Source organism: Neolewinella sp. (assembly GCF_965214665.1).
Taxonomy (GTDB): domain Bacteria; phylum Bacteroidota; class Bacteroidia; order Chitinophagales; family Saprospiraceae; genus Neolewinella.
In genome coordinates, this window is sequence record NZ_OZ243970.1 from 1818455 (window position 1) to 1841260 (window position 22806).

Annotated in this window: 20 protein-coding genes; 11 read left to right on the top strand and 9 right to left on the bottom strand. The window is 62.2% G+C overall.

What is annotated here, in order from left to right; genetic code table 11:
- Positions 1-2: 2 nt before the first annotated feature.
- Entirely contained in the window at positions 3-1943 is a 1941-nt protein-coding gene (gene glgB / locus ACOOHD_RS08120) for a 1,4-alpha-glucan branching protein GlgB (protein WP_420461068.1), read from the top strand.
- Between the two features lie 16 nt (positions 1944-1959).
- Here glgB and ACOOHD_RS08125 read toward each other — a convergent pair whose 3' ends face one another.
- The 3 genes from ACOOHD_RS08125 to ACOOHD_RS08135 form a co-directional block, all read right to left on the bottom strand.
- Positions 1960-3069: a lactonase family protein gene (locus ACOOHD_RS08125; protein WP_420461069.1), complete on the bottom strand. Its 1110-nt coding sequence runs from the start codon at positions 3067-3069 to the stop codon at positions 1960-1962.
- Positions 3070-3261: 192 nt separating this feature from the next.
- Positions 3262-5250 carry a TonB-dependent receptor family protein gene (locus ACOOHD_RS08130; RefSeq protein ID WP_420461070.1) on the bottom strand — a complete coding sequence of 663 codons (1989 nt, stop codon included), beginning with the start codon at positions 5248-5250 and terminating at the stop codon, positions 3262-3264.
- 13 nt (positions 5251-5263) lie between these two features.
- Positions 5264-6520: an arginine deiminase family protein gene (locus ACOOHD_RS08135; protein WP_420461071.1), complete on the bottom strand. Its 1257-nt coding sequence runs from the start codon at positions 6518-6520 to the stop codon at positions 5264-5266.
- A gap of 158 nt (positions 6521-6678) precedes the next feature.
- Between ACOOHD_RS08135 and ACOOHD_RS08140 the strand changes: the two genes are divergently transcribed.
- From ACOOHD_RS08140 to guaB, 4 genes are read left to right on the top strand one after another with little or no spacing between them, the layout of a single operon-like run.
- Positions 6679-7977, top strand: coding sequence for a glucosaminidase domain-containing protein (locus ACOOHD_RS08140; RefSeq protein ID WP_420461072.1), 1299 nt, complete (start codon positions 6679-6681; stop codon positions 7975-7977).
- A 39-nt stretch (positions 7978-8016) separates the two neighbouring features.
- Complete coding sequence (locus tag ACOOHD_RS08145) at positions 8017-8757, top strand: hypothetical protein (RefSeq protein WP_420461073.1); 741 nt, start codon at positions 8017-8019, stop codon at positions 8755-8757.
- Complete coding sequence (locus ACOOHD_RS08150; RefSeq protein WP_420461074.1) at positions 8757-9458, top strand: ComF family protein; 702 nt, start codon at positions 8757-8759, stop codon at positions 9456-9458. The genes ACOOHD_RS08145 and ACOOHD_RS08150 overlap by 1 nt, the downstream gene beginning before the upstream one ends.
- A 41-nt stretch (positions 9459-9499) precedes the next feature.
- The gene (gene guaB / locus ACOOHD_RS08155; RefSeq protein WP_420461075.1) at positions 9500-10981 is read left to right on the top strand and encodes an IMP dehydrogenase; all 1482 of its coding nucleotides are present in this window, start codon (positions 9500-9502) and stop codon (positions 10979-10981) included.
- Between the two features lie 24 nt (positions 10982-11005).
- Here guaB and ACOOHD_RS08160 read toward each other — a convergent pair whose 3' ends face one another.
- On the bottom strand, positions 11006-12364 hold the full coding sequence (locus ACOOHD_RS08160; protein WP_420461076.1) for an ADP-ribosylglycohydrolase family protein: 1359 nt from the start codon (positions 12362-12364) through the stop codon (positions 11006-11008).
- Positions 12365-12614: 250 nt separating this feature from the next.
- On the opposite strand from ACOOHD_RS08160, the gene ACOOHD_RS08165 reads away from it, so the two are divergent.
- Positions 12615-13073 carry an FKBP-type peptidyl-prolyl cis-trans isomerase gene (locus ACOOHD_RS08165; protein ID WP_420461077.1) on the top strand — a complete coding sequence of 153 codons (459 nt, stop codon included), beginning with the start codon at positions 12615-12617 and terminating at the stop codon, positions 13071-13073.
- Positions 13070-13591 (top strand): TrmH family RNA methyltransferase, encoded by a 522-nt coding sequence (locus ACOOHD_RS08170; RefSeq protein WP_420461078.1) that lies wholly within the window; start codon positions 13070-13072, stop codon positions 13589-13591. The genes ACOOHD_RS08165 and ACOOHD_RS08170 overlap by 4 nt, the downstream gene beginning before the upstream one ends.
- On the opposite strand, the gene ACOOHD_RS08175 is transcribed toward ACOOHD_RS08170, so the two are convergent.
- Entirely contained in the window at positions 13568-15019 is a 1452-nt protein-coding gene (locus ACOOHD_RS08175) for a tetratricopeptide repeat protein (RefSeq protein WP_420461079.1), read from the bottom strand. The two genes, ACOOHD_RS08170 and ACOOHD_RS08175, sit on opposite strands and share 24 nt — an antisense overlap.
- A gap of 123 nt (positions 15020-15142) precedes the next feature.
- On the opposite strand from ACOOHD_RS08175, the gene ACOOHD_RS08180 reads away from it, so the two are divergent.
- Positions 15143-16495, top strand: coding sequence for a peptidoglycan-binding domain-containing protein (locus tag ACOOHD_RS08180; protein ID WP_420461080.1), 1353 nt, complete (start codon positions 15143-15145; stop codon positions 16493-16495).
- On the opposite strand, the gene obgE is transcribed toward ACOOHD_RS08180, so the two are convergent.
- From obgE to ACOOHD_RS08195, 3 genes are read right to left on the bottom strand one after another with little or no spacing between them, the layout of a single operon-like run.
- Positions 16496-17533 carry a GTPase ObgE gene (gene obgE / locus ACOOHD_RS08185; protein ID WP_420461081.1) on the bottom strand — a complete coding sequence of 346 codons (1038 nt, stop codon included), beginning with the start codon at positions 17531-17533 and terminating at the stop codon, positions 16496-16498. It abuts the gene before it with no gap.
- Positions 17534-17548: 15 nt separating this feature from the next.
- Entirely contained in the window at positions 17549-18130 is a 582-nt protein-coding gene (locus ACOOHD_RS08190) for an adenylate kinase (protein WP_420461082.1), read from the bottom strand.
- A 54-nt stretch (positions 18131-18184) separates the two neighbouring features.
- Entirely contained in the window at positions 18185-18811 is a 627-nt protein-coding gene (locus ACOOHD_RS08195; protein WP_420461083.1) for an NUDIX hydrolase, read from the bottom strand.
- Between the two features lie 21 nt (positions 18812-18832).
- On the opposite strand from ACOOHD_RS08195, the gene pyrE reads away from it, so the two are divergent.
- The 3 genes from pyrE (at position 18833) to ACOOHD_RS08210 (ending at position 21448) form a co-directional block, all read left to right on the top strand.
- Positions 18833-19471, top strand: coding sequence for an orotate phosphoribosyltransferase (pyrE, locus tag ACOOHD_RS08200; RefSeq protein WP_420461084.1), 639 nt, complete (start codon positions 18833-18835; stop codon positions 19469-19471).
- A 70-nt stretch (positions 19472-19541) separates the two neighbouring features.
- Positions 19542-20627 carry a M42 family peptidase gene (locus ACOOHD_RS08205; protein ID WP_420461085.1) on the top strand — a complete coding sequence of 362 codons (1086 nt, stop codon included), beginning with the start codon at positions 19542-19544 and terminating at the stop codon, positions 20625-20627.
- A gap of 14 nt (positions 20628-20641) precedes the next feature.
- Positions 20642-21448 carry a hypothetical protein gene (locus ACOOHD_RS08210; protein ID WP_420461086.1) on the top strand — a complete coding sequence of 269 codons (807 nt, stop codon included), beginning with the start codon at positions 20642-20644 and terminating at the stop codon, positions 21446-21448.
- On the opposite strand, the gene ACOOHD_RS08215 is transcribed toward ACOOHD_RS08210, so the two are convergent.
- Positions 21440-22771 (bottom strand): gluconokinase, encoded by a 1332-nt coding sequence (locus tag ACOOHD_RS08215; protein WP_420461087.1) that lies wholly within the window; start codon positions 22769-22771, stop codon positions 21440-21442. The two genes, ACOOHD_RS08210 and ACOOHD_RS08215, sit on opposite strands and share 9 nt — an antisense overlap.
- Positions 22772-22806 lie beyond the last annotated feature (35 nt).

Below are 22806 nucleotides of genomic sequence, written 5' to 3' on the forward strand. Positions count from 1 at the left end.
CCGTGCCAGTCACCACTTCCGTTACCGCCCATTCCCTATTCACCGATTACGACATCAACCTCTTCCGTGCCGGAAAGAACTTCCGGATGTACGACAAGCTCGGCAGCCATGTCATCGAGGTGGACGGCGAGCGGGGCTGCTACTTCGCGGTCTGGGCGCCTAGTGCGAAGGCCGTCAGTGTCTTCGGCGACTTCAATGATTGGGACAAACAGAGCCACCCCCTCAATGCGCGCTGGGATAGTAGCGGCATCTACGAAGGCTTCATTCCCGGAGTAAAGAGCGGTACAGTATACAAGTACGCCGTACAAATCCAGAGCGGCGACTGGCTCGAAAAGGGTGACCCCTACGCCCGCCTCTGGGAGACCCCGCCCAAAACGGCCAGCATCGTGTGGGATACCTACTACGAGTGGAACGATACGGACTGGATGAAGGACCGCTACCGCCACAACGGGATCGACCGGCCCTACTCCGTCTACGAGGTGCACCTTGGCAGCTGGAAAAAGAACGCGAAGAATGAGTCGCTCAGCTACCGGGAGCTAGCCACCGAGCTGGTCGACTACGTGCGTAAGATGAACTACACACACGTGGAGTTCTTGCCCGTGATGGAGCACCCCTACTTCCCGAGCTGGGGGTACCAGATCACCGGCTACTTCGCCCCCTCCAGCCGCTTTGGGGGGCCGCAGGATTTCATGTACCTGGTCGATAAGCTGCACGAAGCCGGTATTGGCATCATCCTGGACTGGGTGCCGAGCCACTTCCCCAACGATGCCCACGGACTGGCACAGTTCGACGGCACCCACCTCTACGACCACGCCGACCCGCGCAAGGGCTTTCACCCCGACTGGAAGAGTGCCATCTTCAATTATGGCCGCAACGAGGTACGCTCCTTTCTGATCTCCAACGCCCTGTTCTGGCTCGACCGCTACCACGTCGACGGACTGCGCGTAGACGCCGTAGCCTCCATGCTCTACCTCGACTACAGCCGTAAGGCCGGCGAGTGGATCCCTAACCAGTACGGCGGTAACGAAAACCTGGAGGCCATCGATTTCCTACGCGAGTTTAACGAGGCGGTGTACCGCGAGTATCCGGATACGATGACCATCGCCGAAGAATCCACGGCCTTTAGCGGCGTGAGCCGGCCTACCTACGTGGGTGGACTCGGCTTCGGCCAGAAGTGGATGATGGGCTGGATGCACGACACCCTGAAGTACTTCAAGGAGGACCCCATCAACCGCAGCTACCACCACGGGATGCTGACCTTCTCCCTAGTCTACGCCTTCAGTGAAAACTTCATGCTCCCCCTGAGCCACGACGAGGTCGTGCACGGCAAGGGGCCCATCATTGACCGCATGCCGGGCGATGAGTGGCAGCGTTTCGCCAATCTGCGCGCCCTGTACGGCTACATGATGACCCACCCCGGCAGCAAACTCAATTTTATGGGCGGTGAGTTCGGTCAGACCACCGAGTGGAGCATCGAGCGCGGCCTGGACTGGAGTCTGACGGAATATAAGCCCCACGCCACCCTACAGCAGTACGTCGCCGATCTCAATGACATCTACCGCAGTACCACGGCACTCTATGAGCAGGCCTACGATCCCCGCGGCTTCGAGTGGATCGACATGGGCGACCACCAGCACAGCGTACTCAGCTACCTGCGGCGCGGCAAGGAAGAAAAGGACGTCGTGGCGGTAGTGCACAATTTCACCCCTACCGTACGGGCCGACTACCGCATCGGCGTACCCTTTGCCGGCAGCTACCAGCCGGTGATCAACAGTGACGATGCCAGTTACGGGGGTACGGGCAACTACGAGATCGCTACGCTACAAAGTCAGCCGAGCGAGTGGAACGGGCGGCCGAATCACATCGAGCTCACCCTTCCCCCGTTAGCTACCGTGATCCTCCGTTACATACCTGAGGAGAAGAAAAGCAGTACCAAAAGCTAAGAAGAAGTAAGCAGCGCTAGAACAAGATACACACCGGTACGGGTGCCGTAGTACTCGTCACGTACTCCAGTAGCCCAGTGTCAGCATCCCGCCGCAGGGTGGTGATGTTCTTCGAGCGCTGATTGGCGACCAGCAGGTAGTCGCCGGCAGGTGAGAGCGCGAAGTTGCGTGGCCAGTCGCCGGCGACCGACTCGTGCTCAAGCGTCGTTAACGCTCCGGTGGCCTGATCCACCGCGAAAACCACCATACTGTTATGGCCCCGGTTGGACCCATAGAGGTACCTCCCGTCCTGGCTCAGGTGTACATCGGCGCAGGCGTTGAAGTCGGTAAAGTCCGCCGGTAGGGTCGACCAGCTCGCTACGGTATCGATGCTACTTCCTGCCAGGCGCAGTTGCGTCATCGTACTACCCAGTTCGTTGATCACGTAGATCCACTTCCCATTCGGGTGGATGGCCAGGTGGCGGGGGCCGGCCCCGTCGGCGAGTTTAACGGCCGGGGGGCTTGCGGATACCAGCTTCCCGTTTACCTCATTCAGCGCATAGTGCCAGACCTCATCCGTGCCTAGATCCACGGCCAGCACTTCCCGGCCATCGTTGATGTAGTAGGACGAGTGGGCGTGAGGAGTCTCCGCCCCGCGCTGCCGGTGGTCCTGTACGTCGAGTCGTTCGGAGAGCATGCCCGCACCCTCCAGTTTCCAGAGTTCCACGGTCCCTCCGCCATAGGTAGCCGCCGTCACGTAGCCGTCGCGGTTCACGTTGATGTGGCAGGGCCCGGGGGCGCTGGTGGGGCGGCGGTTGTTGAGGGTGAGTGCAGTATCGTTTACCGCGAAGGCGGCCACACTGCCACCACCGTCCACTTCCTCCACGCTCACCAGGGTGGTGCGGTCCGGGTTGTAGCTCAGAAAGCTCGGGTTGGAGGCCTCGGCTACCCTGCCCTCGTTGGTAAGGCTCCCATCCGGCTGCAGGGTGAAGCGGTAGATGCCTGGTTCGTGTACGCCGGGGTCATCGTAGGTGCCTAGAAAAAATGAGGGGGCTTCTGTGGGCGGGGCCGCAGGTGCGGGGTTGGTGGAGGTGGGAGCGGTGCAGGCCGTGGTGGCTAGCACTAGTATGTAGTATAGGTAGCGCATGGTGGGAAGGTACGTTTGGAAAGCCGTTGGACGCTTGCGAAGCGTGGAAAGCCGTTGGACGCTTGCGAAGCGTGGAAAGCCGTTGGACGCTTGCGAAGCGTGGAAAGCCGTTGGACGCTTGCGAAGCGTGGAAAGCCGTTGGACGCTTGCGAAGCGTGGAAAGCCGTTGGACGCTTGCGAAGCGTCCAACGGCTACCGCGAGATCGTCACCCCCAAAAAATAATTCCGCCCCGCCGCCGGCTGAAAGTACCGCCCCCCGAACTGCGGGTTGAGGTCATTGCCAAAACTCATCCGCTCATCCAGGAGGTTGCTGCCGCCGAGGTAAAAATCGTACTGCATCTTGCGCACCCGCTTGCGGTACCCAACCCGGGCCCGTACTAGGTGATACGCCTCCCCGTATACCGTATTGCCGTCGTTAAGCGGTATGGCATCCGTATAGTTTTCTGTGAAGGTGGCGTAAACGCCTACCGGCAACTGCACCCGGGCCTCAATGTTAACGATGTGCGGGGCCGTGCCTGGCAGCCGGTTACCGGAGTAATCTTCCCCACGCTGCGCGTAGTCGCCGTAGCGGAAGCGGTGGTAGGTGTAGCTACCGTACAAATCGAGCCAGGGGGCGGCGGCGTAGTCCAGGGCCACCTCTAAGCCGTACTGATTGGTGTTGCCGGCGTTGCGAAATAGACTCGTGCCGCGGGCATCCGAGAATATGCTGATGGTCTCACTGAGGCGTAGGTAGAATAGGCTCACTGAATAGTCTACTGGCCCCCGGTTTCCCTTTGTACCGATCTCGTAGTTCACCCCCCGCTCCGGACGTAGCCCGGTGTTGATACTGCCCTCGTTGGTGCGGAACTCATCCAGGGTCGGCGGACTAAAGCCGCTGCTCACGCTACCGTACACGCTGTACCGTCCGAAGTCCCGGAGCACGGCCACCCGCGGACTGAACACTGCCGTAAAGTTGCTCCGCGTCACCCCCTGGTTACCATCTACGTCGAAGGTGCGATCCACCCGGTAGCCGAGGTCATTGACGCTTGCGCCCGCCGAGAGCTTCCACGCCCCGAAGTCCTGCGTCGCCTGGGCGAACACGATACGCTGCTGGCTGGTAATCTCATCGCTGAAGTTGAGCGTGCCGGGGCTACCGTCCTCATTACCGAAGTTGTTGGCCATCCGGTACTGGAGTTGCTGTTCCGCTCCGAAGGACAGCTTCAACACGCTAGCCGCCAGCGGTAGCCGGTAGTCGAAGGCCGTCCGCCCCCCCAACCCCAGGTTTGTCTCCCGCTTGTAGTCGAAGTTGAAGGGGTGATCGAAGTAGAAGCCGGTACCGTAGACCGTAGTCTGGTTGCTCCAGCGCCCCTGCTGCCAGTCGTGTCCGATACCGACGAGCAGGTTGTCGTAGTTGATGCTGGCGTTAGTCTCTACACTACCCGGGCGCGCCTGCCGGGGGTCGGCCGCATACTGCTCCGCGGTCAGAGCTCCCGGCAATTCATAGCCCAGGCGGGTATAGAGCGCGTGAAGCCTCAGGCTGCGGTGCTCCCCGGCCGACCAGCGGGTGGAGGCCTGTACGGTTTGCCGACTCAGGGCACTCTGCACCCGGTAACCCTGCGTACGCTGGTGGGCCAGGCGTAGTTGGTAGGCGTTGCCGTTCGACTGGCCTTGCACCTGCGCGCCCGCCCGGAAGAAGCCGAAGGAGCCATTGGTTAGATCAGCCCGTACCGGACCGCTGAGGGTGTCGGTGGAGAGCAGCAACGTACCCGCCGTGCCCGCTCCGTACAGACTGCCGGCCGGACCGCGGATGAGCTCCACCCGGTCCACATTGTTCAGATCGAGGAAGTTGAGCTGGGTGTCGCCACCGGGCTCGGTCAGGGGGATGCCGTTCCAGTACACCTTGATGTTGCGTACGCCGAAGGGACTGCGTAGGGTGCTACCCCGCACGCTGATGCGGTAGCTGCCCGGGGCCCGCTCCTCGAAGCGCACGCCCGGCAGCCGGTTCATGGCCGGTAGCAGATCGCCGGTGGGATAGGCACGCACCTCCGCGGCCGTGATCGTGCTGATGCTGGCAGCTACGCGGTAGCTCGGGGCCTCGTCGCGGAAGCCGGTTACCGTAGCGTCCGGCAGTAGGAGCGTCGTATCGATGTCCTGCGCGCCGAGCCAACTACAGCACCCTACCAAGAATAATAAGCGGTACATACACCGGGGGGGGTTAGGCCCGTTCCACCGGGCAGGTCATACAGTGCGATCCGCCACGGCCCCGGCTAAGTTCGGCGCTGGGCAGGGTGATGATCGTTTTTTGCAGGGTGTGAACGTCGAGCTCCCCACTTTGGATGCGCTCCAGGACGCGCTTGGCCCCAGTGATCGTATAGCCCGCCCGCTGCAGGGTCTCGGCCGTGACGGGGTTACGGTCGTAGGTCAGGGCAATGCCGGGGGCCAGGGCCACGAGATTACAGCCGTCGGTCCACTGCTCGCGCTCCTGAAACGGACTGCGCCCGTTGCCGGCGGCAATGAAGTTGGCCTGGGGGTCGATCTCCTCCAGAATACAGGCCTTCAGACTGGCGTAGGTGGTGGAGCTGCCGTCAGCCCGCCATACCTCCACCCCGGCCTGCCGCCCGCCCTCGGTGATGATGGGCTGGTAGCAGACGTAGTCGTGGGTGTCGATCTGGGTAAAGATGGTATCCAGGTGCATGAAGCTGCGCTCAGCCGGCACACTTACGCGCACGACCTGCTTGACCACCCCCTTACTGAATAACGCGTCTGCTAGTTTACGGATGCTGTAGGTATTGCTTCGCTCGCTATCCCCAATTAGCAGACAATCAGCGTTTAACAACATTACGTCTCCACCCTCAACGAATACCTTTTCACCCATCTTACTGGGCGGGAAGGCGTCCACGTTATTTAGGTTGATCACCCGCTCTTCCTGCCACAGTTCGGCGAACATGGGGTGGGCGAAGATGACCAGGCGGGTCAGGAAGTTCTCGCGGCTACGGGCCTGCTTGGCGGCCTTCATGATGATGACGTGGTCGTTGATCGTCACGGCGATGTCGCGGGTAAAGATGAAATTTGGGATAGGATCGAACAGCGTACGCTCGGCCCGGCGGTCGTAACCGGTGATGAGCACGTCGGCCAGTTCGTCGGCGGGCAGCTCGGCCAGGCGCGCGGCGTAGCTGGCGGGCAGCTCCTCGAAGTTGATGATCAGCTCGAGGGTCTCGCGGGTGGCTTCCGGGGAGGCTACGATGACCTCACGCAGCAGGGTCGCGATTTCAAGGACACCCTCAGTACCCACGAAGGCCCGCAGGATCGCGGTAAACACGTCGTGCTCCTCCTGCAGCCGGGGCAGGTACACGATATCGTCGAAAAGTAGTTCCTCGGCCCGCCGCGGCGTGATGGTGGAGGTGCCGGCATCGGGGCGGTGCACGATCACGCGGCGCAGTGCCGCTATTTCAGAATTTACTTGGATGGGCATACCCGCGAAGGTAACCGTCATCCGGGGCCGCGGCCCCGATAGCTATCGGGGGTGCAGCCTAAATCGAAAAAAAACCTAAAAATCTGCGCACCATCCCACCAAGTGCCGGAAATTAGCCGTTAGCGACCTAGGATTTAGTAGCTACCGACCGTACGTACATGAAAGGATTACTCACCGCCACCTTCCTCGTCTTGTCCCTGTTTGCCCTGGCCGAGCCCGTGGGCTTCGGCTGGACGGCCGAAGAAAACTCCGAGCAGGAGGCCTACATCGAGCGCTACAAAACCATCGCCATGCAGGAGATGGAGCGCGCCGGGATCCCCGCCAGCATCAAACTGGCCCAGGGCATCCTGGAGAGCAATTCCGGTCAGAGCTACCTGGCCCGCACGGCCAAAAACCACTTCGGCATCAAGTGCGGCACGAACTGGAACGGCGACAAGGTATACCGCGAGGATGACGACTACGACGACCGCGGTCGGCTCACCAAGAGTTGCTTTCGGCAGTACCGCAATGCGGACGCCAGCTACGTAGCCCACTCCGAATTCCTGCGCGACCCCCGCAAGAGTTTCCGCTACGGATTTCTCTTCCGGCTGGAACCGACGGACTACAAGGCCTGGGCCCGCGGCCTGCGCAAGTCGGGCTACGCCACTAACCCCCGCTACCCCGAGCTACTGATCACCCTCATCGAGCGCCACAAGCTCTACCAGTACGACGTACCCGGGGCCACCACGCCGGTCAACATCGAGGTGCCGGTAGAGGAGGCCATCACGGGCATCTTACAGCAGAACGACGTAAGCTACTTCATTAGCGAAGCTCCCCTTACGGTGCAGCAGATCGCCCAGCAGGTCGATTTGAGCGTACGCCGGCTGCTTGACTACAACGAAGCACTCGTCTCCGGCAGCCAGCTCGTCGACGGTAGGGAGCGCATCTACCTACAGAAGAAGCGGCGTAGCTACCGTGGGGGGGAGCGCTACCACACCGTGGCCGCCGGGGAAACCCTCTACGACATCGCCCAGCGCTACGGGCTACGCCTGCGCAACCTCGCCCGCCGCAACCGACTGGGCGAGCAGGCCGATCCGGCGACGGGTGAGCAGATCAAACTGCGGGGCAGTCGGATACGTACCGCGCCGCGACTGGAGTCGACCGCTACGGTCCGCCCCCCCACCATTGAGGTGGCACCTGCGGCCCCGGTGGATCGTCCCACAACTGCTACTCCGCCAGCGGGAGAGGATGACGGTGGCTTTCTGGACATGGGAGCGCCCATCTCGCCCAACACCCCGGTACCGGAGCCCGCTCCCCGCCCCGTTCCGGCTCCCGGGGCAGGCTACCACGCGGTGCAGTCCGGGGATACGCTCTACGGCATCAGCCGAAAGTACGGGGTGAGCGTCGATGAGCTAAAACGACTGAATGCGCTGACCGGTAATACCATCTCGGTAGGTCAGCAGCTGCGCATCCGCTAACTTCGGGCCATGCGTGTGCTACTGTGGTTATGTTGTTTTATGCCCTTGCTAGTGAATGCACAGCTCGTGGACGAGGAGGGGGTGTACGGCGAGGACTGGGGGGGCTACTTCTACGGCCTGCGGGGCGGCTTGAGCCTGGGCAGCCAGGACTGGTCGAACATCGAAACGGAGCTGCGCCTAGGTTTTCACGGCGACGTGTTTTACGAGACACTGTCCCCCAATTCCCCCTTCAGCTTTTGGGCGCAGCTGGGCTACCACCAGCGGGGCAGCCGGATCAGTCGGCGGCGGGTACTGACCTTTCAGGGTAATCAGGTGCGGCTGCCGGCCGACGGCTTCGTGTTCAATAATATTTCGTTCGCGCTGGGGGGAAAGCAGGTGGTGAAGTTTCTGGGGTTGGCTGACCTGTACTACCTGCTCGGGCTGCGCGCCGAGTACAACGTGAGTACGAACCTGGGCGAGTACGACCGCCTCAGCGGAACCCAGGGCATCGCCTTTCGGCAAAACTACCCGGTGGATAGCTACGAGTTCATCAACCGCTTCGTGTACGGGGTGTCGGCCGGGGGCGGAATCAATATGCCCCTCAGCGATAAGGTGGGTGGATTCGTGGAGTTGGTGATCCAGCCCGACCTGAACTTTCAGTACAATCAGGGAGCCATTAACAACGTGATCAATCCCACGGGGCCGGGCAATACGACCATCGGCGAGCGGGCCATCCGCAACGTGACGATTGAGGTCTCCGTGGGTTTGCGACTGCTGCGCAAGTGGACCTACGTGGACTGATGGCGGCAGCGAGTGAATGGTTACGGGGGCTTACGAGTCTGTTCTTTCCGAATGTGTGCCTGAACTGTCAGGTCGCCACCGCCCGCTCGACCGACCTACTCTGCGTCGGCTGCGAGGCGCGACTCCCCCTAAGGGATAGCTGGCGGCAACTGGAAAACGACGTGACGGACCGCCTGGCCGGTCGGCTACCCCTTCAGTACGGAGCCGCGGCCTACACCTTCCGGGAGGGTACGGTCTGCCAGCAGCTCATCCACGCCCTGAAGTACCACCACCGGCCGGACGTAGGCCGGCAGCTGGGGCGCCACTTCGGTGAGGTACTGCGGCAGGTACCGGCGCTGGGGGATGTGACCGGACTGGTACCGGTACCGATCCACCGGCGGCGGCGGCACGCGCGCGGGTACAACCAGGCGGAGGCGATTGCGGAGGGGCTGGGGGAGGTGCTCGCCAAGCCGGTTCACGCCGGTGCCCTACGGCGGCGCTCCTTTCGGGGTTCCCAGACCCGGCGCGGTAAGCTCGGGCGGCTGGAGAACGTGCAGGACTCCTTTGCCGTGGGGCGGGGGGACCACCGGGGCGGTCACCTGGTGCTAGTCGACGACGTACTGACGACCGGAGCGACGGTGGACTTTTGCGGCAACGTGCTGTTGGAGCACCACCCGGGCGTGCGGATCAGTGTGCTGGTGCTGGCGGTGGCCGAACGCTAGCCAGATCGAGGTCGGCTACGGGGATTTACATACCTTTGCGCATGGAACACAACCAAAGCACCCCCGACCGTTTCGCTACTCAGGGACTGACCTTCGATGATGTCCTGCTGCTGCCCGCCTACTCCGAGGTACTGCCGCGCGAGGTTGACCTTTCCAGCCAGCTTACCCGGGGCTTGCGCCTCAATGCACCCATCGTTTCCGCCGCCATGGATACCGTCACCGACGGGCGGCTCGCCATTGCCATTGCCCGGCAGGGAGGCATTGGGATTGTGCATAAAAATATGACCATCGCCCAGCAGGCCGAGCAGGTGCGCATGGTGAAGCGCTCGGAGTCGGGCATGATCGTCGATCCGGTCACGCTGAAGCACGATGCTACCGTCGCCGATGCCAAAACCCTAATGGCCAGGCACCACATCGGGGGTATCCCGATCGTGAATGACTCCTTCTCGCTTGTGGGTATTCTGACGAACCGCGATTTACGCTTCGAGTCCGCCTCCGCCCGCCCCATCAGCGAGGTGATGACGACCGAAAACCTAGTCACCGCCCCGGTAGGTACGAATCTGGAGCAGGCTAAGGAGATCCTCCAGGGCTACAAGATCGAGAAGCTACCGGTGGTGGACGGGGCCGGTATGCTCGTGGGCCTGATCACCTATAAGGATATCCTCAAGGTACAGGATTACCCCGATGCCTGTAAGGACAGTTTCGGCCGCCTGGTCGTCGGTGGGGCCATTGGGGTCACGGCCGACATGCTCGAACGGGTGCAGGCGCTGGTCGACGTGGGGGTGGACGTAATTACCATCGACACCGCCCACGGTCACAGCCGCGGGGTGCTCGACGCGGTGCGGCGTACGAAGGAGGCCTTTTCGGATCTACAGGTCATCGGTGGTAACGTTGCTACGGGCGCTGCCGCGCTGGCACTGGTTGAGGCCGGTGCCGATGGGGTGAAGGTGGGGGTGGGGCCGGGCTCAATCTGTACCACGCGGATCGTGGCGGGGGTCGGCGTGCCACAACTGACAGCCATTTCCAATGCCGCTTACGCCCTACGGGGCACGGGGGTACCGGTCATTGGAGACGGGGGCATCCGCTACTCCGGCGATATCGTCAAGGCACTGGCCGCCGGCGCCTCCACTATTATGGCCGGTAGCCTCTTTGCAGGGGTGGATGAGAGTCCGGGCGAGACCATCCTCTACGACGGCCGCAAGTTCAAGGTGTACCGGGGCATGGGTAGTTTAGGGGCCATGAATAAGGGCAGTAAGGACCGTTACTTTCAGGACGTGGAGGACGACGTGAAAAAGCTCGTCCCCGAAGGCATTGAGGGCCGCATTCCCTACAAGGGGAGTCTGGCCGAGGTCGTAAATCAGTACCTGGGGGGCCTGCGGGCCGGGATGGGCTACTGCGGTGCTCCGACCATCGAGGCGCTGATGAAAGCGGAGTTCGTGCGGATCACCGGGGCGGGTATGACGGAGAGCCATCCGCATAATATCACGATTACTAAGGAAGCACCGAATTACAGTCGGCGCTAACTGTAGCGACGGCTAAACCCGTCGCTACCTGGTGCGCCTGCTCAGTACCGCGTCCGTAAGTGCACGTGCATACTGTTCCAGGTCAATATCCAGTACCTCTCGGTTTACTCTCATGACCCGCTCACGAGTATTCACAGGCAGACCGCCATACCCATGCAGTGCCCCCAGAATAGCCCCCGTCACCGCAGCTACGGTATCGTTGTCACGCCCGTAGTTGGTCACGAACTCCATGGCGGGCTGAAACTGGTAGTTAGAGAACAGGAGCGCGGTCAGGTTGATGAGGTGCACCTCACCGGCGTGAAAGGGGACGTCCTGACGCGCCTCGGCCAGCAGTTCGTAAGCACGCTGCGTCTGGGCGAAGGTGAGGGTGTCATAGACGTAGGCGGGGGGTAGCTCGAGGTGCATAGCACGAGCGTCCTCTAGCGTCACCCGTCGGGCGGAGCGAACGATAGCACGGGCCTGTTTAAATTGCTGGTAGGCTACTCGGCCCAACAGTCGCGACCGAAAGAAGCCCTCGGGGTCGACCTCGCGCATTACGCGCAGGAAGTCACCAGGACCGGCCTGGGGCAGGAAAGCTACCGCCGTGAGAGCCGCCGTGAGCCCCGAGATGTCGCGGGCATAACCCAGGTCGAAGAGGCCGATCGTGTAGGCGGCGGAATACGCCTTCTCCGGCCGGCCCGGAAAGGCGGCACCCACGACCGGGGCGTACAGCATACCGGCACAGGATACCTCACCCCCGTAGAAGCGGGAAAGTGCGTTGCGGTAGCCATCGAGGTCGCCGTCGGCATAGGCGCGGGTGACGCGGGCCCACTCCTGCAGCCAGGTGACGCGGCGCATGGCATCCTCCAGGGGCTCGGGATCGAACCCGCTGGTCTGCCGAAGCTCATCTACGCTAGTGGCGTACCGAGCGTTGAGGAACTCGCTGAAGCGGGTGGCGTCGAGCACTAGCGGATGATTACGTCCCCGGTAGTCGTGCTCCGCAACGGCAAAATCGACCAGTAGCGCCTTCCAGCGCGTATCGTCGGTACCGGCACCGGGGGGCAAGTTGTAGTTCCAGGGGCCCTCGGGGCTAGGCTCGCGCAGCACGAGCGCTAGGCTGTCGACGTGCCCGTACTCATCGCCGATGGCCGCACGCGTCCACATCTCGGTGGGTGCCCCCATGGCATCGCCGATGGCCGAGCCGACCAGACTGCCCAGTATTTTGTCGTAAAGCATACTATCCGTCAGCTGCTCCTCCTGGTAGTCAGTCTCGCGGTAGTCGGCGATGGGTTCGGTGGGGGGGGATGACAGTGGGATGGGCGGATCGGCAGTGCAGGAGACGGCAACCAGCAATAGCACCATCGCTGCCAGCCAGTCACCCGCCGGGGACAGGAAACGAGTCATGTACCCCTAAAGGTAAGTCTACGGCAGCGACCCCAAACAAAAAAGGCCCGCCGGAAAACCGGCGGACCACTTACATACACTCACCTTATCTTATTCGCTTAAGTCGTGTGCTTCCATAACCCAGGGTACCGCCATGTGTTTAAAATTAGGCTATTTTTTTGCAATTGTGAATTTTATGACCAACTAGGTGTGTGCTTTCGGGTGCTCTGCCTCCAACATTTGCGTACCTTCGTGGGCTAATCTTCCTCCCATGTACCGACTACTTTTAGTACTGCTTTCGCTGCCCTGCCTACTCAGTCTGGGGTGTGGAAATAACGAAGACGACTGCCTCAGCAGCGACATGACGCTCGAGGAGTACCGTACCGCAAACAATATTCAGGCCACGGAGGGTGATCGGGGTCTGTACTACGTGATCCAGGAACCCGGCGATTCGCTGCGCCCTAGACTTACGAGTGATGTGGTGGTAAACTACCGGGGCTATACCACCGAAGACGAAACCTTCGATGAGACGACCGGTAGCCCCCGTACCTTCCGCCTCAGCAACCTCATCGTGGGCTGGCAGGAGGGCATACCCCTAATTGGTAAGGGCGGCAGAATCCAACTTTTCGTCCCCTCCGCCCTCGCCTACGGACCCAGCCAGGTGGGTAACATCTGCTCCAATACCGACCTAATCTTCGACATCGAGCTCGTCGGCTTTAATGACCAGTGAGGCCGGCACCCGTTAAGCAGCTCGTCCACCACGAGGTCGAACGGAGTAACCGCCTCTACCCCATCACGTTGGTTTGCCCCGACTGGCGCGACCCCCGCAACGTGGGTTCGGTCTTTCGTTTAGCGGATGCCGCCGGACTAGAAAAGATCGTGCTCGGCGGTACCACCCCACGCCCCCCCCACCCCAAGATCGCCCGCACGGCCCGTTCGACGGTAAGGGCTGTCCCCTACGCGTCCGTCACCGATACCCTGGCCTACCTACGGCAGGAGCGACAGACCGGAAGATTAATCCTCGGACTCGAACTTACCGCGACCAGTGAATCCCTCTTCACGTACCGCCTACCTACCGACCGCGACCTCATCCTGGTGGCGGGTACGGAGGTTGGGGGAATCAGCGAAGCGGTGCTTGCCGAGTGCGAGGCTACGGTGCACCTACCCATGCACGGACAGAACACCTCCATGAACGTAGCCACGGCGCTGAGTGCGGCGGTCTACCTACTGCTTATGCAGTTGCAGTAGGGCCAGCACGTCGGGGTCATGCTCCAGTTCGGGGTGCCAGTTGAAGAGTTGCTCCCGCTCCTCGTAGTATTCCCCGAGGGCTTCGTTGAGCAGCACCAGCGCCTCCTTGCGGCGGTTACAGAGCATTAGAATAGCGACCGTACCAAAGGCCAGGGCGTCATCCGTGTACTGCTCGGCTGCATCCTCCAGCATCTTGATCGCGTCGAGCTCGCGGCCGTTCTCGACCAGGAACAGGGCGTAGGACACGTAGGCATCGCTGAACTCTTCCTCCATCTCGATGGCCTTCAGGAAGGCCTGCTCGGCCTCGAGGGGGGCGTTGGTGGCCGAGCTACACAGTGCGAGACCGAGCCAGCAGTCGGCCGTATGGTTCGGCAGCTCTACGGCGCGCCCGTAGTTATAGGCCGCTACGCCCCACTTCTCCTGGGCTACGCAGCACTCGGCGATGTACTGGTAAATGTCGTACATCTCCGGATCGAGCTCCAGGGCCCGGAAATACGATTTTTTGGCACTGGCGTAGTCTTCCAGTAACTGGTGGCTGCGGCCGATACGCATGCAGGTCTCGTAGCTCTCCTCGGCGTCATCCGACTCGAAGTAGGCGGTATATCCCCGCAGGGCCTGCTCGTACATTTCCAAGTCGAAGAGCTTGTCGGCGAACTCGAGGTCATAGCCGCTGCGGTCGGCGTTCAGGGAGCGGGCGTTAGCGAAGGCATCGAGGGCGGCCAGGTCGTCGCCGCCGTCGTCGTACCACATACCCAGGTAGTACCAGCTCAGGTCGTTGAAGGGGTCGCGGTCGGCCTGCCGCTGTAGCATACGGCCGATGTCCTTACGGAAGGCGTCGAGCTCGGGGGCGTTGAGCAGTTCGTCGTAGGCGGGCTCCTGGTAGGGATCGAGTCGGATGGCCTCGGCCAGGGCTTCGAAGCTTTCGCGGAAGCGGTTTTCCTGCATGCAGAGCAGTCCGTCGAAGAAGGCCAGTAGGCTCAGCTTTTCGTCCTCGTCGACTAGGTTATACAGCTGGTCGAGGGCGGCGCGGGCCTCCTCCTGGTGCTCGAAGTGCACGAAGACCTCCAGGCGCAGCATCATCACCTCCTCATCGTTGGGGGCGTAGATGTTGAGCTGTTCGAGGGTGGCCAGGGCGTCTTCTTCCTGCAGGTTGATCTTGTGGATGAGGGCCTTCCACTTGTAAAAGTCGGGGGTGTAGGTGTGCTGGCTGATGGCCAGGTCGGCTACCTCGAGGGTCTGGTCGTAGTCGTGCTGACCGAAGTAGTGGATGAGTAGTTCCTCAAATTCCTCCTCCGCTAAAAAGAGCGGGCGTTTTTTCTGGTGGGCGGATTCGTAGCGGGCCACGAGGGCCATCAGCGCTGTTTCACGCTGGTCGTTACTTTTTCTGTTCATACCGAGTAGCGCCCCCGGCATAGCCTCCTGGGCCATTGGCTGGGGATCGTGGCTAAAATACGAATTCGGGGGCAGAAAGTTGCGCAGTACTTTTACCCCCCTAGCAAATACCAGGCCCCTGCCGGCCACGTTAACACCTTCCGCTACCAAACCGACACGATGAACTGCCCGCGAGCTACCCTGACCGCCTCCCTTATCCTCCTCAGCTGCTGGCTCCCGGCCCAGGAACTTTACAACGTACGGGTGGGCACGTTTCAGGACGCCGACGCCGCTGACTTTGCCGATCTGCGCGAACTCGGCTTCATCTACGGCCTGGCCCGGGAGGCTCCCCTGGTGGAGGTCTACGTTGGCAACTACTCCACGCAGGAGAAGGCCACCCAGGTCAGCGAGCAGCTCCAAACCAGGGGCTACCGCAACGCCGCCCCCTTCGCCCTGCCCACCACCGGCGATGCGTCAAGTACCTACGTTCAAATTGCTCTCCGCCGCGGCCGCGACCGCGAGCTAGACTGGCCGGCCCTGGAACGCGCCGGCAAGCTTTACGTCGACGCTACGGATGGCGCGGTGAAGGTGGTGACCGGTCCCTACGCCTCCCCGGAGGATGCCACCCAGGCGCTGAGCGACATCCGCGGCCTGGGCTACGCCGATGCCTTCATCAAGAAGCTGAACCCGCAAAGCCTGATCCCGGTCGGCGTATTTGAAACGGGCATCAAAAAGCCACTTATCCCGCTCGAATTACGGCAACCCCCCGTAGATAGTGAGGGGGTCGCTCCCGCACCGGCGCCCCGCGCAACGGACACTGTACCCGCGGCCCCGCCCACTGCCCCCGATTCCGCCCCGCTCGGCGAGGAGGCCGTTGCCGCCGCCGCCGAACCGCCCGCCACCGTGCCCGTACCGCAGCCCCTACGCGTGGACCGGCCCGGACTGCCCGACATCGATATGCGCACCAAGCGGCACAGCGCCGCCGAGCTGCAGCGGGTGCTTAAGGAAAAAGGCTATTACGACGGTGCCATCGACGGACTCTACGGCCCCGGCACCACCGCCGCCTACGAGCAGGCCTGGGCCCAACTCGCTCCTCTGCGCAAGTACCGCATCCTGGCCGCCGCCGAGGGAGACGGTGCCGCCCCCGGTAACGCCCCCGCCAGCTGGCCCGAGGTGACCGTAGCCCTGGCCATTGCCGACGACCTGGCCGCCGGACTCGACAATGCCCAGGCCGCCCAGAAACTTCAGGAAGCGCGCGGTGCCCTACTCAACGCCACCGCGCCCCTACCCACCCCGGACGCCGCCCGCGCCCGAAACTGGGAGACTACAGTGTGGCAAAACCTGGACGAATGGGCCACCGAAGACCCCCTGCACGCCCAGCTACTCACCGCCCTACGCGTGGCCTACTACCAGTCGCAAGTGCGGCTAGAAGCCATGTACCAGCAGCGGGGCATGGACGCGATCGCGGCGCGGGATCTGGCTACGGCGAGTCTACAAAATATGCTCTCCGCTCAGCTCGACCGCTTCCTCTAACTACTCTTCCTCCATGGCCCGCTGGCGGCCGTCGTACTGCTCGCGCTGCTCGATGATGAGTCCGTAGAGCAGGTCCTTCAGCTCGGTGATACCCTCGCCGGTGATGCTGGATACGTAAAGGGCGGGTTGTCCCTTAGGAACCTCGTGGGCACGTAGGGCCTTGAGCTCCTCATCAACCATATCGGCACGGGTAAGGGCTAGGACGCGGGGCTTATCCAGTAGCTCGGGATTATACTGCTCGAGCTCGTGGAGCAGCGTCTGGTACTGTCCGCGGAGGTCATCGGCATCGGCCGGGATACAGAATAACAGGGTGGCATTGCGCTCGATGTGGCGCAGGAAGCGGTGGCCGAGCCCCTTACCCAGGTGGGCGTCCTCAATGATGCCGGGGATGTCGGCCATGGCAAACGAGCGGCCGTCACGGTACTGCACCATACCGATGTTGGGTACGATGGTGGTGAACTCGTAGTTAGCGATCTCGGGTTTGGCGGCGGTGAGTACGGACAGAAGGGTAGATTTACCTACGTTCGGCAGGCCCACCAGACCGACATCGGCCAGCACCTTGAGCTCCAGGATGTACCAGCCTTCGATGCCGTCCTCGCCGGGTTGGGCGTAGTCGGGGCTCTGGTTGGTGCTGGACTTAAAGTGGGAGTTGCCGAGTCCGCCGCGGCCGCCCTCGACCAGGATGCGCTCCTCGCCGTGGTCGGTAATCTCGAAGAGTGTTTCGTCGGTCTCGGCGTCGCGGGCGATGGTGCCCAGCGGAACATCCAGAATGACATCGGCCCCCGTGGCTCCGGACTTATTGTTCTCGCCGCCACGCTGTCCGGGCTCGGCGCGGATGTGCTTTTTGTACTTGAACTGCAGCAGCGTCCACAGGTTGCGGTTGCCGCGTAGGATGATGTGGCCGCCCCGACCGCCATCGCCGCCGTCGGGCCCGCCCTTCGGAATGCCCTTAGCCCGGTAAAAGTGTTTGGAGCCCGCCCCGCCGCTGCCGGAGGTCAGGTTGATCTTTACGTAATCGACGAAGTTTGCGCGTGCCATGCCCCCCTGCTGTGGTTAGTCCTGTGCTGCCGGACCTACGATATCGGCGATTGCCTGGGCCACCTTACTGGGCGACTGGGCACCGTTGACGCGGTGGGCCAGGCCCAGCCGATCGTAAAAGTCGAACACCGGCGCGGTATAGTTAATGAAGTTCTCGTAACGGGTGCGGATCACGTCCTCCTTGGCGTCATCGGCCCGCCCGCTGGTGGCCGCCCGGCCCAGGATGCGCTGCACGATGGTATCGACGTCAACGTCCAGCAGAATGAGGGCGTTGATACTAGCCTGTTTTTCCTCCATCATATCGTTGAGCTCCGCGGCTTGGGGGTCGGTACGGGGGAAGCCGTCGAAGATGATGCCGGCCACGTCAGGGTGCTGCTCCACGCGCTTGCGCAGCATGGCGATGGTGACCTCGTCGGGTACCAGGTCGCCCCGATCCATATACTTGCGGGCCTCCTGCCCCAGGGGGGTATCGCGACTCAGCTCCTCGCGGAACATATCGCCGGTACTGATGTGTAAAAAACCGTGCTGCTTGACGAGGTAGTCGGCCTGGGTGCCCTTTCCCGATCCCGGTGGGCCGAAGAGGATCAAATTATACATACGCGTGCGGGGTGAGTGGGCGGCAAATATAGGTTTTAGAGGGCGGTTCGGGGGCTACAGTCCTTTAAGGAGGGCACGCAGATTAGCATAGATAGGCCCATCGTCGCTCAGCACTTCGCTTACCCCACGCCACTGGGCCATCACGATGCCCTCGCTGGCCTCGGGGGTCAGCTCCTGCTGCTCGGTGGTCATGGCAAACCAGTAGGTCGGCTTCAGGATGCGGGTATCCTTGCTACTGCGGTAGGTGTGGTAGGTGGTGGGCAGGGCCGGTCCGAGCTCGAGCTGCTCCACGCCGGTCTCCTCCTCGACCTCCCGCAGGGCGGCGGTGGCGGGCGCCTCCCCGTCGTCAAGTTTGCCCTTGGGCAGGTCCCAGTAGTCGCGCCGAAAGATGAAGAGTTGCTTGCCGTTCCTGACGTTGGTCACCACGCCGCCGGCGGCCTCCACCCACTTGTAATGGCTGCGGAAATCGTGCCAGAGCACCTCTACGTCGGGGCTCAAGAGCTCTACGGAAGTCACCTTCGGGCTGCCCTTTTCCAGGGTGTCGGCGTAGTTGAGCAGGCTCTTGCGTTTGCCGCTGTAGCGGGCGATCAGGTGGGTAGCGGGGGCCCGGCCGTCGTGCATTGCCGGGCCACTTTCGGAGCGCAGCAGCAGCGGTCGGTCGTTGATATAGATTACGTACATTGGCGCGAAAAATACGACCCTATGGACACTTCCCGCCACGTTGCGCGCCGCCTACTTGAGGTCGGGGCGGTGAAGTTGCAACCCCAGGAACCTTTCACCTGGGCCAGCGGACTGCGCTCTCCGATCTACTGCGACAACCGGGTGCTGCTCTCCTATCCGGCCATCCGCACGGAAATCATCCAGGCACTGGGCGGGGTCGCCGGTGCCATACAGGGGGTGGACGGGGTAGCCGGCGTAGCGACTGCCGGAATACCCCATGGGGCCCTACTCGCCGATCGCCTACAGCTTCCGTTCATTTATATCCGCAGCTCGGCCAAGGAGCACGGCCGCCGCAACCGGATCGAGGGCCGCATCACCCCCGGCCACCGCTACCTGGTCGTAGAAGATTTGATTTCCACGGGGGGCAGTAGCCTCCAGGCCGTAGAGGCCCTGCGGGCTGCCGGGGGGGAGGCCGCGGCTACCGTAGCGATATTTACTTACGGCTTTCCCGCCGCGGAGCGTGCTTTCGAGCGTGCTGGCGTCCCCCTACATACGCTGAGCAACTATACTGTTTTACTGGAGGAGGCAGAGGCTCGCGGCAGTATTTCGGCCGCCGATGTCGCCGCCCTGGGCGATTGGCGGCAGGACCCCCGCGCCTGGAGTGAGAACTTTTCGGCATAAGCTGCGCTCCTTTGTATAAGTTTTTGCGTTTTTTGCTTCGACGCTTTTTTGGACAAACCACTACACCCCAATGACCGTATTGAACGAGCAGGCCGAGGCCTTTCTGCACCGCTATCTAAACAATGCATCCCCCACCGGCTTCGAGTCCGCCGGTCAGCAACTCTGGCTCGACTACCTCCGCCCCTACGTGGATGAGGTGGCCATAGACACCTACGGTACCGCCTACGGCATCATCAATCCCGGCCGGAACTACCGCGTGGTCATCGAGGGCCACGCCGACGAGATCAGTTGGTTCGTGCACTACATCACCGACGCCGGTCACCTGTACGTGATCCGCAACGGGGGCAGCGACCACACCATTGCCCCCTCTAAACGCGTCGACATTCACGGCGACAAGGGGATCGTGCGCGGGGTCTTCGGCTGGCCGGCCATTCACACCCGGCGCGGCGAGGACGCTAAGCTGCAGCCTAAGCTGGAAAACATCTTCATCGACGTCGGAGCAAAGGATAAGGAGGAGGTTCTTGAGATGGGTATCCACGTCGGCAGTGTCATTACCTACCCCGACGAGCTGGAGGTGATGAACGACCGCTACTACTGCGGCCGCGCCCTCGACAACCGTATGGGGGGCTTCTGCATCGCACAGGTGGCCCGTCTGCTCCAGGAGCGTAGTATCGAACTGCCCTTCTCGCTCTACGTCGTCAACTCGGTGCAGGAAGAGGTCGGCCTACGCGGTGCCCAAATGATCACGGACCGCATCAAGCCGCAGGTGGCCATCGTGACCGACGTGACCCACGACACTACCACCCCCATGCTCGACAAGAAGAAGGTGGGCGACGTGAAGGCCGGTAATGGACCCAGCGTGACCTACGCGCCGGCGGTGCACAATAAGCTCCTGGGCCTCATCCTCGAGGTGGCCGCCGAGCGGGACATTGCCATCCAGCGCGAGGCCAGTAGCCGGGCTACGGGTACGGATACCGACGCCTTCGCCTACTCTAACGGGGGGGTGGCCTCGGCGCTGATCAGTCTGCCGCTGAAGTACATGCACACAACGGTGGAGATGGCGGCGAAGAGTGATGTGGAGGGGGTGATTGAGCTCATCCTGGCGAGCCTTACGAAGATTGAGAATGGGATGAGTTTTACCTACTTTGAGGTGTAGCTACCTTAACGGCCATGCGCCATCCGTTACTAAATTGGCTCTTCTACGGGCATGTGTGGATCGCGCTGGCGGCCCTGGCGCTGAGCTGGCAGAGTACCTACCTAGTAACTGGTGACTACAGGCTCTGCCCCTGTCACTACTTCGTATTTTTCGCTACGCTAGGGGTATACACTACCCACCGTGCGCTGAGCTTTCGTCGGGCCCAGGGCCACCCTACGGGGCGGCGGTACGAATTGGTGCGTCGGCGGCCGGTAGCCTCAGCGTTGGTAGCCGTGGTCAGTCTGACCGTCGCGCTGGCACTAGCCACCCAATTTGCGGTAGCTGCCTTCTGGCCGGTGGTGTTTGCCCTACCGTTTACCGCTTTCTACCTCATTCCCCTTTTCCCGGGGGGGCCACGGCTGCGTGACCTACCCTACCTAAAGGTGGTGTGGGTGGCGCTGGCCTGGACGCTGATGACGGACACCTTCGTAGTAGGGGCGGCGGGGGGGTGGCATACCGAGACCCTGCTACGTTTTACCCTCATTCTGGCCGTGGCCCTACTTTTCGACACCCGTGACGTGGTGCTGGACCGGCGGCAGGGGGTGCGGACGCTAGCGGCGGAGCGGCCGGTGCTGACGCGGCAGCTCGCTGTAGTGCTACTTACGCTCTGCGGACTGGTAGGTCTGCTCGTGTATCCCTCAGCGCAGAGTGGTCCGTTGCTGGTTGCCTATGGAGTGGGTGCGGTAATTGGATCCATTACGCGAGCCGGTTGGGGAGAGGACTACTACGCGGTATACGTCAATGGCATACTCCTGCTGCCGCCACTCAGTCTTTTACTCTGATCCCCGTACCGCGATCAATGCTGCCCCGAATGCACTGGCCTGTGGGGTATGCGCCACTTCTACGCGCCGGCCCGACCGCTCGGCCAACAGGTCTACCCAACCCACCGAACGGGTGAAGCCGCCGCTGGCGTAGATGATCTCCGAGGGGCAGGTAGCTGCTTCCAACTGGCGCAGAATCTCGATCACATTGTCGGTCACGCCGAGCAGCACCGCACGGGCTAGATCTACCGGTTTATGGTGTCCGCGCAAATGCTGAAAGCTCGCCGTGGCCAGGGCATCCCAGATCGGGGCCCGCTCCCCGTAGAGGTATGGGGTGAAACGCAGATCGGTATCGGGTGCGGCTACGGCCGCCTCGATCATCGCGCCAATCGAAGGAAAATGTCCCCGCAGTAGTTCGTAGGTCCACTCCAGCACCTTACCGCCATTGTTGGTTGCCCCCCCCAGCACGGCGTAGTCATCAAAGAGGAGATAGTTAAATAACTGGTGCTCCGTATCCCCCTGTAGTCCCCGGTGGGTGGCCCGCACCGCACCGCTGGTACCGATGGTGAGCGAAACCTTGCCGGGCTCCAGTAGTCCGCTGCCCAGATTAGCAAGACAACCATCGGAGCCCCCGATGAAAAGAGCCACCTCCCCTACCCCGAGCCGCTCGGCTACCTCAGCGCGCCAACTGAGCCGGGTAATAGCCGGTACTACGCGGGGTAGCTGTAGGGCAAGTGGCTGGTCGCCACCCGCCAGGCATAGAGCATTTTGATCCCAGTCACGGCTGGCCAGATTGAGTAGTCCCGTGGCGCTGGCAAGTTGCTCGTCCAGCAGCCGTCCAGCCGTGGTCCAGCGGTCGACGAGGTACGACTTTAGGTCCGCAAGGTAGGTAGCCGCCGCCAGTCGTTCGGGGTGTGCCCGGGCTAGCCACCGCAGCTTGACTAGGGGCGACATGGGGTGGACGGGGGTACCGGTACGTCGCAGCAGATCGCGCCGGGTCGCTTCGTCGAAATCATTCATCACCGCCTGCGCGCGTACGTCGGCCCAGGTAAGAATTGGTCCCAGGGCCTGGCCCTTCGCGTCGAGTAGGAGTACCCCGTGCATGGGGCAACTGATGCTCATGCCGCGGGGCGGCGCGGGTAGGGCAGCTACCAGCTCCAAGATGAGCCGTTCGGCTACGGTCACGATTTCGTCCACATGCTGTACGGCCGCTCCTGGCTCCGGGTGGTGCAGGGGGTAGGCGCCGCTACGTTCCTTCACCAAAGTGCCATCATAAGTAAATGCGCCAATCTTGGCGGAGGTGGTGCCGAGATCGAGGCCGAGGTAGAGGGGGGCTGGGGGCATAGGGGGTAAGGTACGGTGGGCGGGGCGCAAGGACC

What these genes read in the sequence shown, in the direction of transcription:
- ACOOHD_RS08125 (WP_420461069.1), bottom strand. Translation starts at nt 3,069, where the DNA reads ATGCGCTACCTATACTACATACTAGTGCTAGCCACCACGGCCTGCACC.
- ACOOHD_RS08130 (WP_420461070.1), bottom strand. Translation starts at nt 5,250, where the DNA reads ATGTACCGCTTATTATTCTTGGTAGGGTGCTGTAGTTGGCTCGGCGCG.
- ACOOHD_RS08135 (WP_420461071.1), bottom strand. Translation starts at nt 6,520, where the DNA reads ATGCCCATCCAAGTAAATTCTGAAATAGCGGCACTGCGCCGCGTGATC.
- ACOOHD_RS08140 (WP_420461072.1), top strand. Translation starts at nt 6,679, where the DNA reads ATGAAAGGATTACTCACCGCCACCTTCCTCGTCTTGTCCCTGTTTGCC.
- ACOOHD_RS08145 (WP_420461073.1), top strand. Translation starts at nt 8,017, where the DNA reads ATGCCCTTGCTAGTGAATGCACAGCTCGTGGACGAGGAGGGGGTGTAC.
- ACOOHD_RS08150 (WP_420461074.1), top strand. Translation starts at nt 8,757, where the DNA reads ATGGCGGCAGCGAGTGAATGGTTACGGGGGCTTACGAGTCTGTTCTTT.
- guaB (WP_420461075.1), top strand. Translation starts at nt 9,500, where the DNA reads ATGGAACACAACCAAAGCACCCCCGACCGTTTCGCTACTCAGGGACTG.
- ACOOHD_RS08160 (WP_420461076.1), bottom strand. Translation starts at nt 12,364, where the DNA reads ATGACTCGTTTCCTGTCCCCGGCGGGTGACTGGCTGGCAGCGATGGTG.
- ACOOHD_RS08165 (WP_420461077.1), top strand. Translation starts at nt 12,615, where the DNA reads ATGTACCGACTACTTTTAGTACTGCTTTCGCTGCCCTGCCTACTCAGT.
- ACOOHD_RS08175 (WP_420461079.1), bottom strand. Translation starts at nt 15,019, where the DNA reads ATGGCCCAGGAGGCTATGCCGGGGGCGCTACTCGGTATGAACAGAAAA.
- ACOOHD_RS08180 (WP_420461080.1), top strand. Translation starts at nt 15,143, where the DNA reads ATGAACTGCCCGCGAGCTACCCTGACCGCCTCCCTTATCCTCCTCAGC.
- obgE (WP_420461081.1), bottom strand. Translation starts at nt 17,533, where the DNA reads ATGGCACGCGCAAACTTCGTCGATTACGTAAAGATCAACCTGACCTCC.
- ACOOHD_RS08190 (WP_420461082.1), bottom strand. Translation starts at nt 18,130, where the DNA reads ATGTATAATTTGATCCTCTTCGGCCCACCGGGATCGGGAAAGGGCACC.
- ACOOHD_RS08195 (WP_420461083.1), bottom strand. Translation starts at nt 18,811, where the DNA reads ATGTACGTAATCTATATCAACGACCGACCGCTGCTGCTGCGCTCCGAA.
- pyrE (WP_420461084.1), top strand. Translation starts at nt 18,833, where the DNA reads ATGGACACTTCCCGCCACGTTGCGCGCCGCCTACTTGAGGTCGGGGCG.
- ACOOHD_RS08205 (WP_420461085.1), top strand. Translation starts at nt 19,542, where the DNA reads ATGACCGTATTGAACGAGCAGGCCGAGGCCTTTCTGCACCGCTATCTA.
- ACOOHD_RS08210 (WP_420461086.1), top strand. Translation starts at nt 20,642, where the DNA reads ATGCGCCATCCGTTACTAAATTGGCTCTTCTACGGGCATGTGTGGATC.
- ACOOHD_RS08215 (WP_420461087.1), bottom strand. Translation starts at nt 22,771, where the DNA reads ATGCCCCCAGCCCCCCTCTACCTCGGCCTCGATCTCGGCACCACCTCC.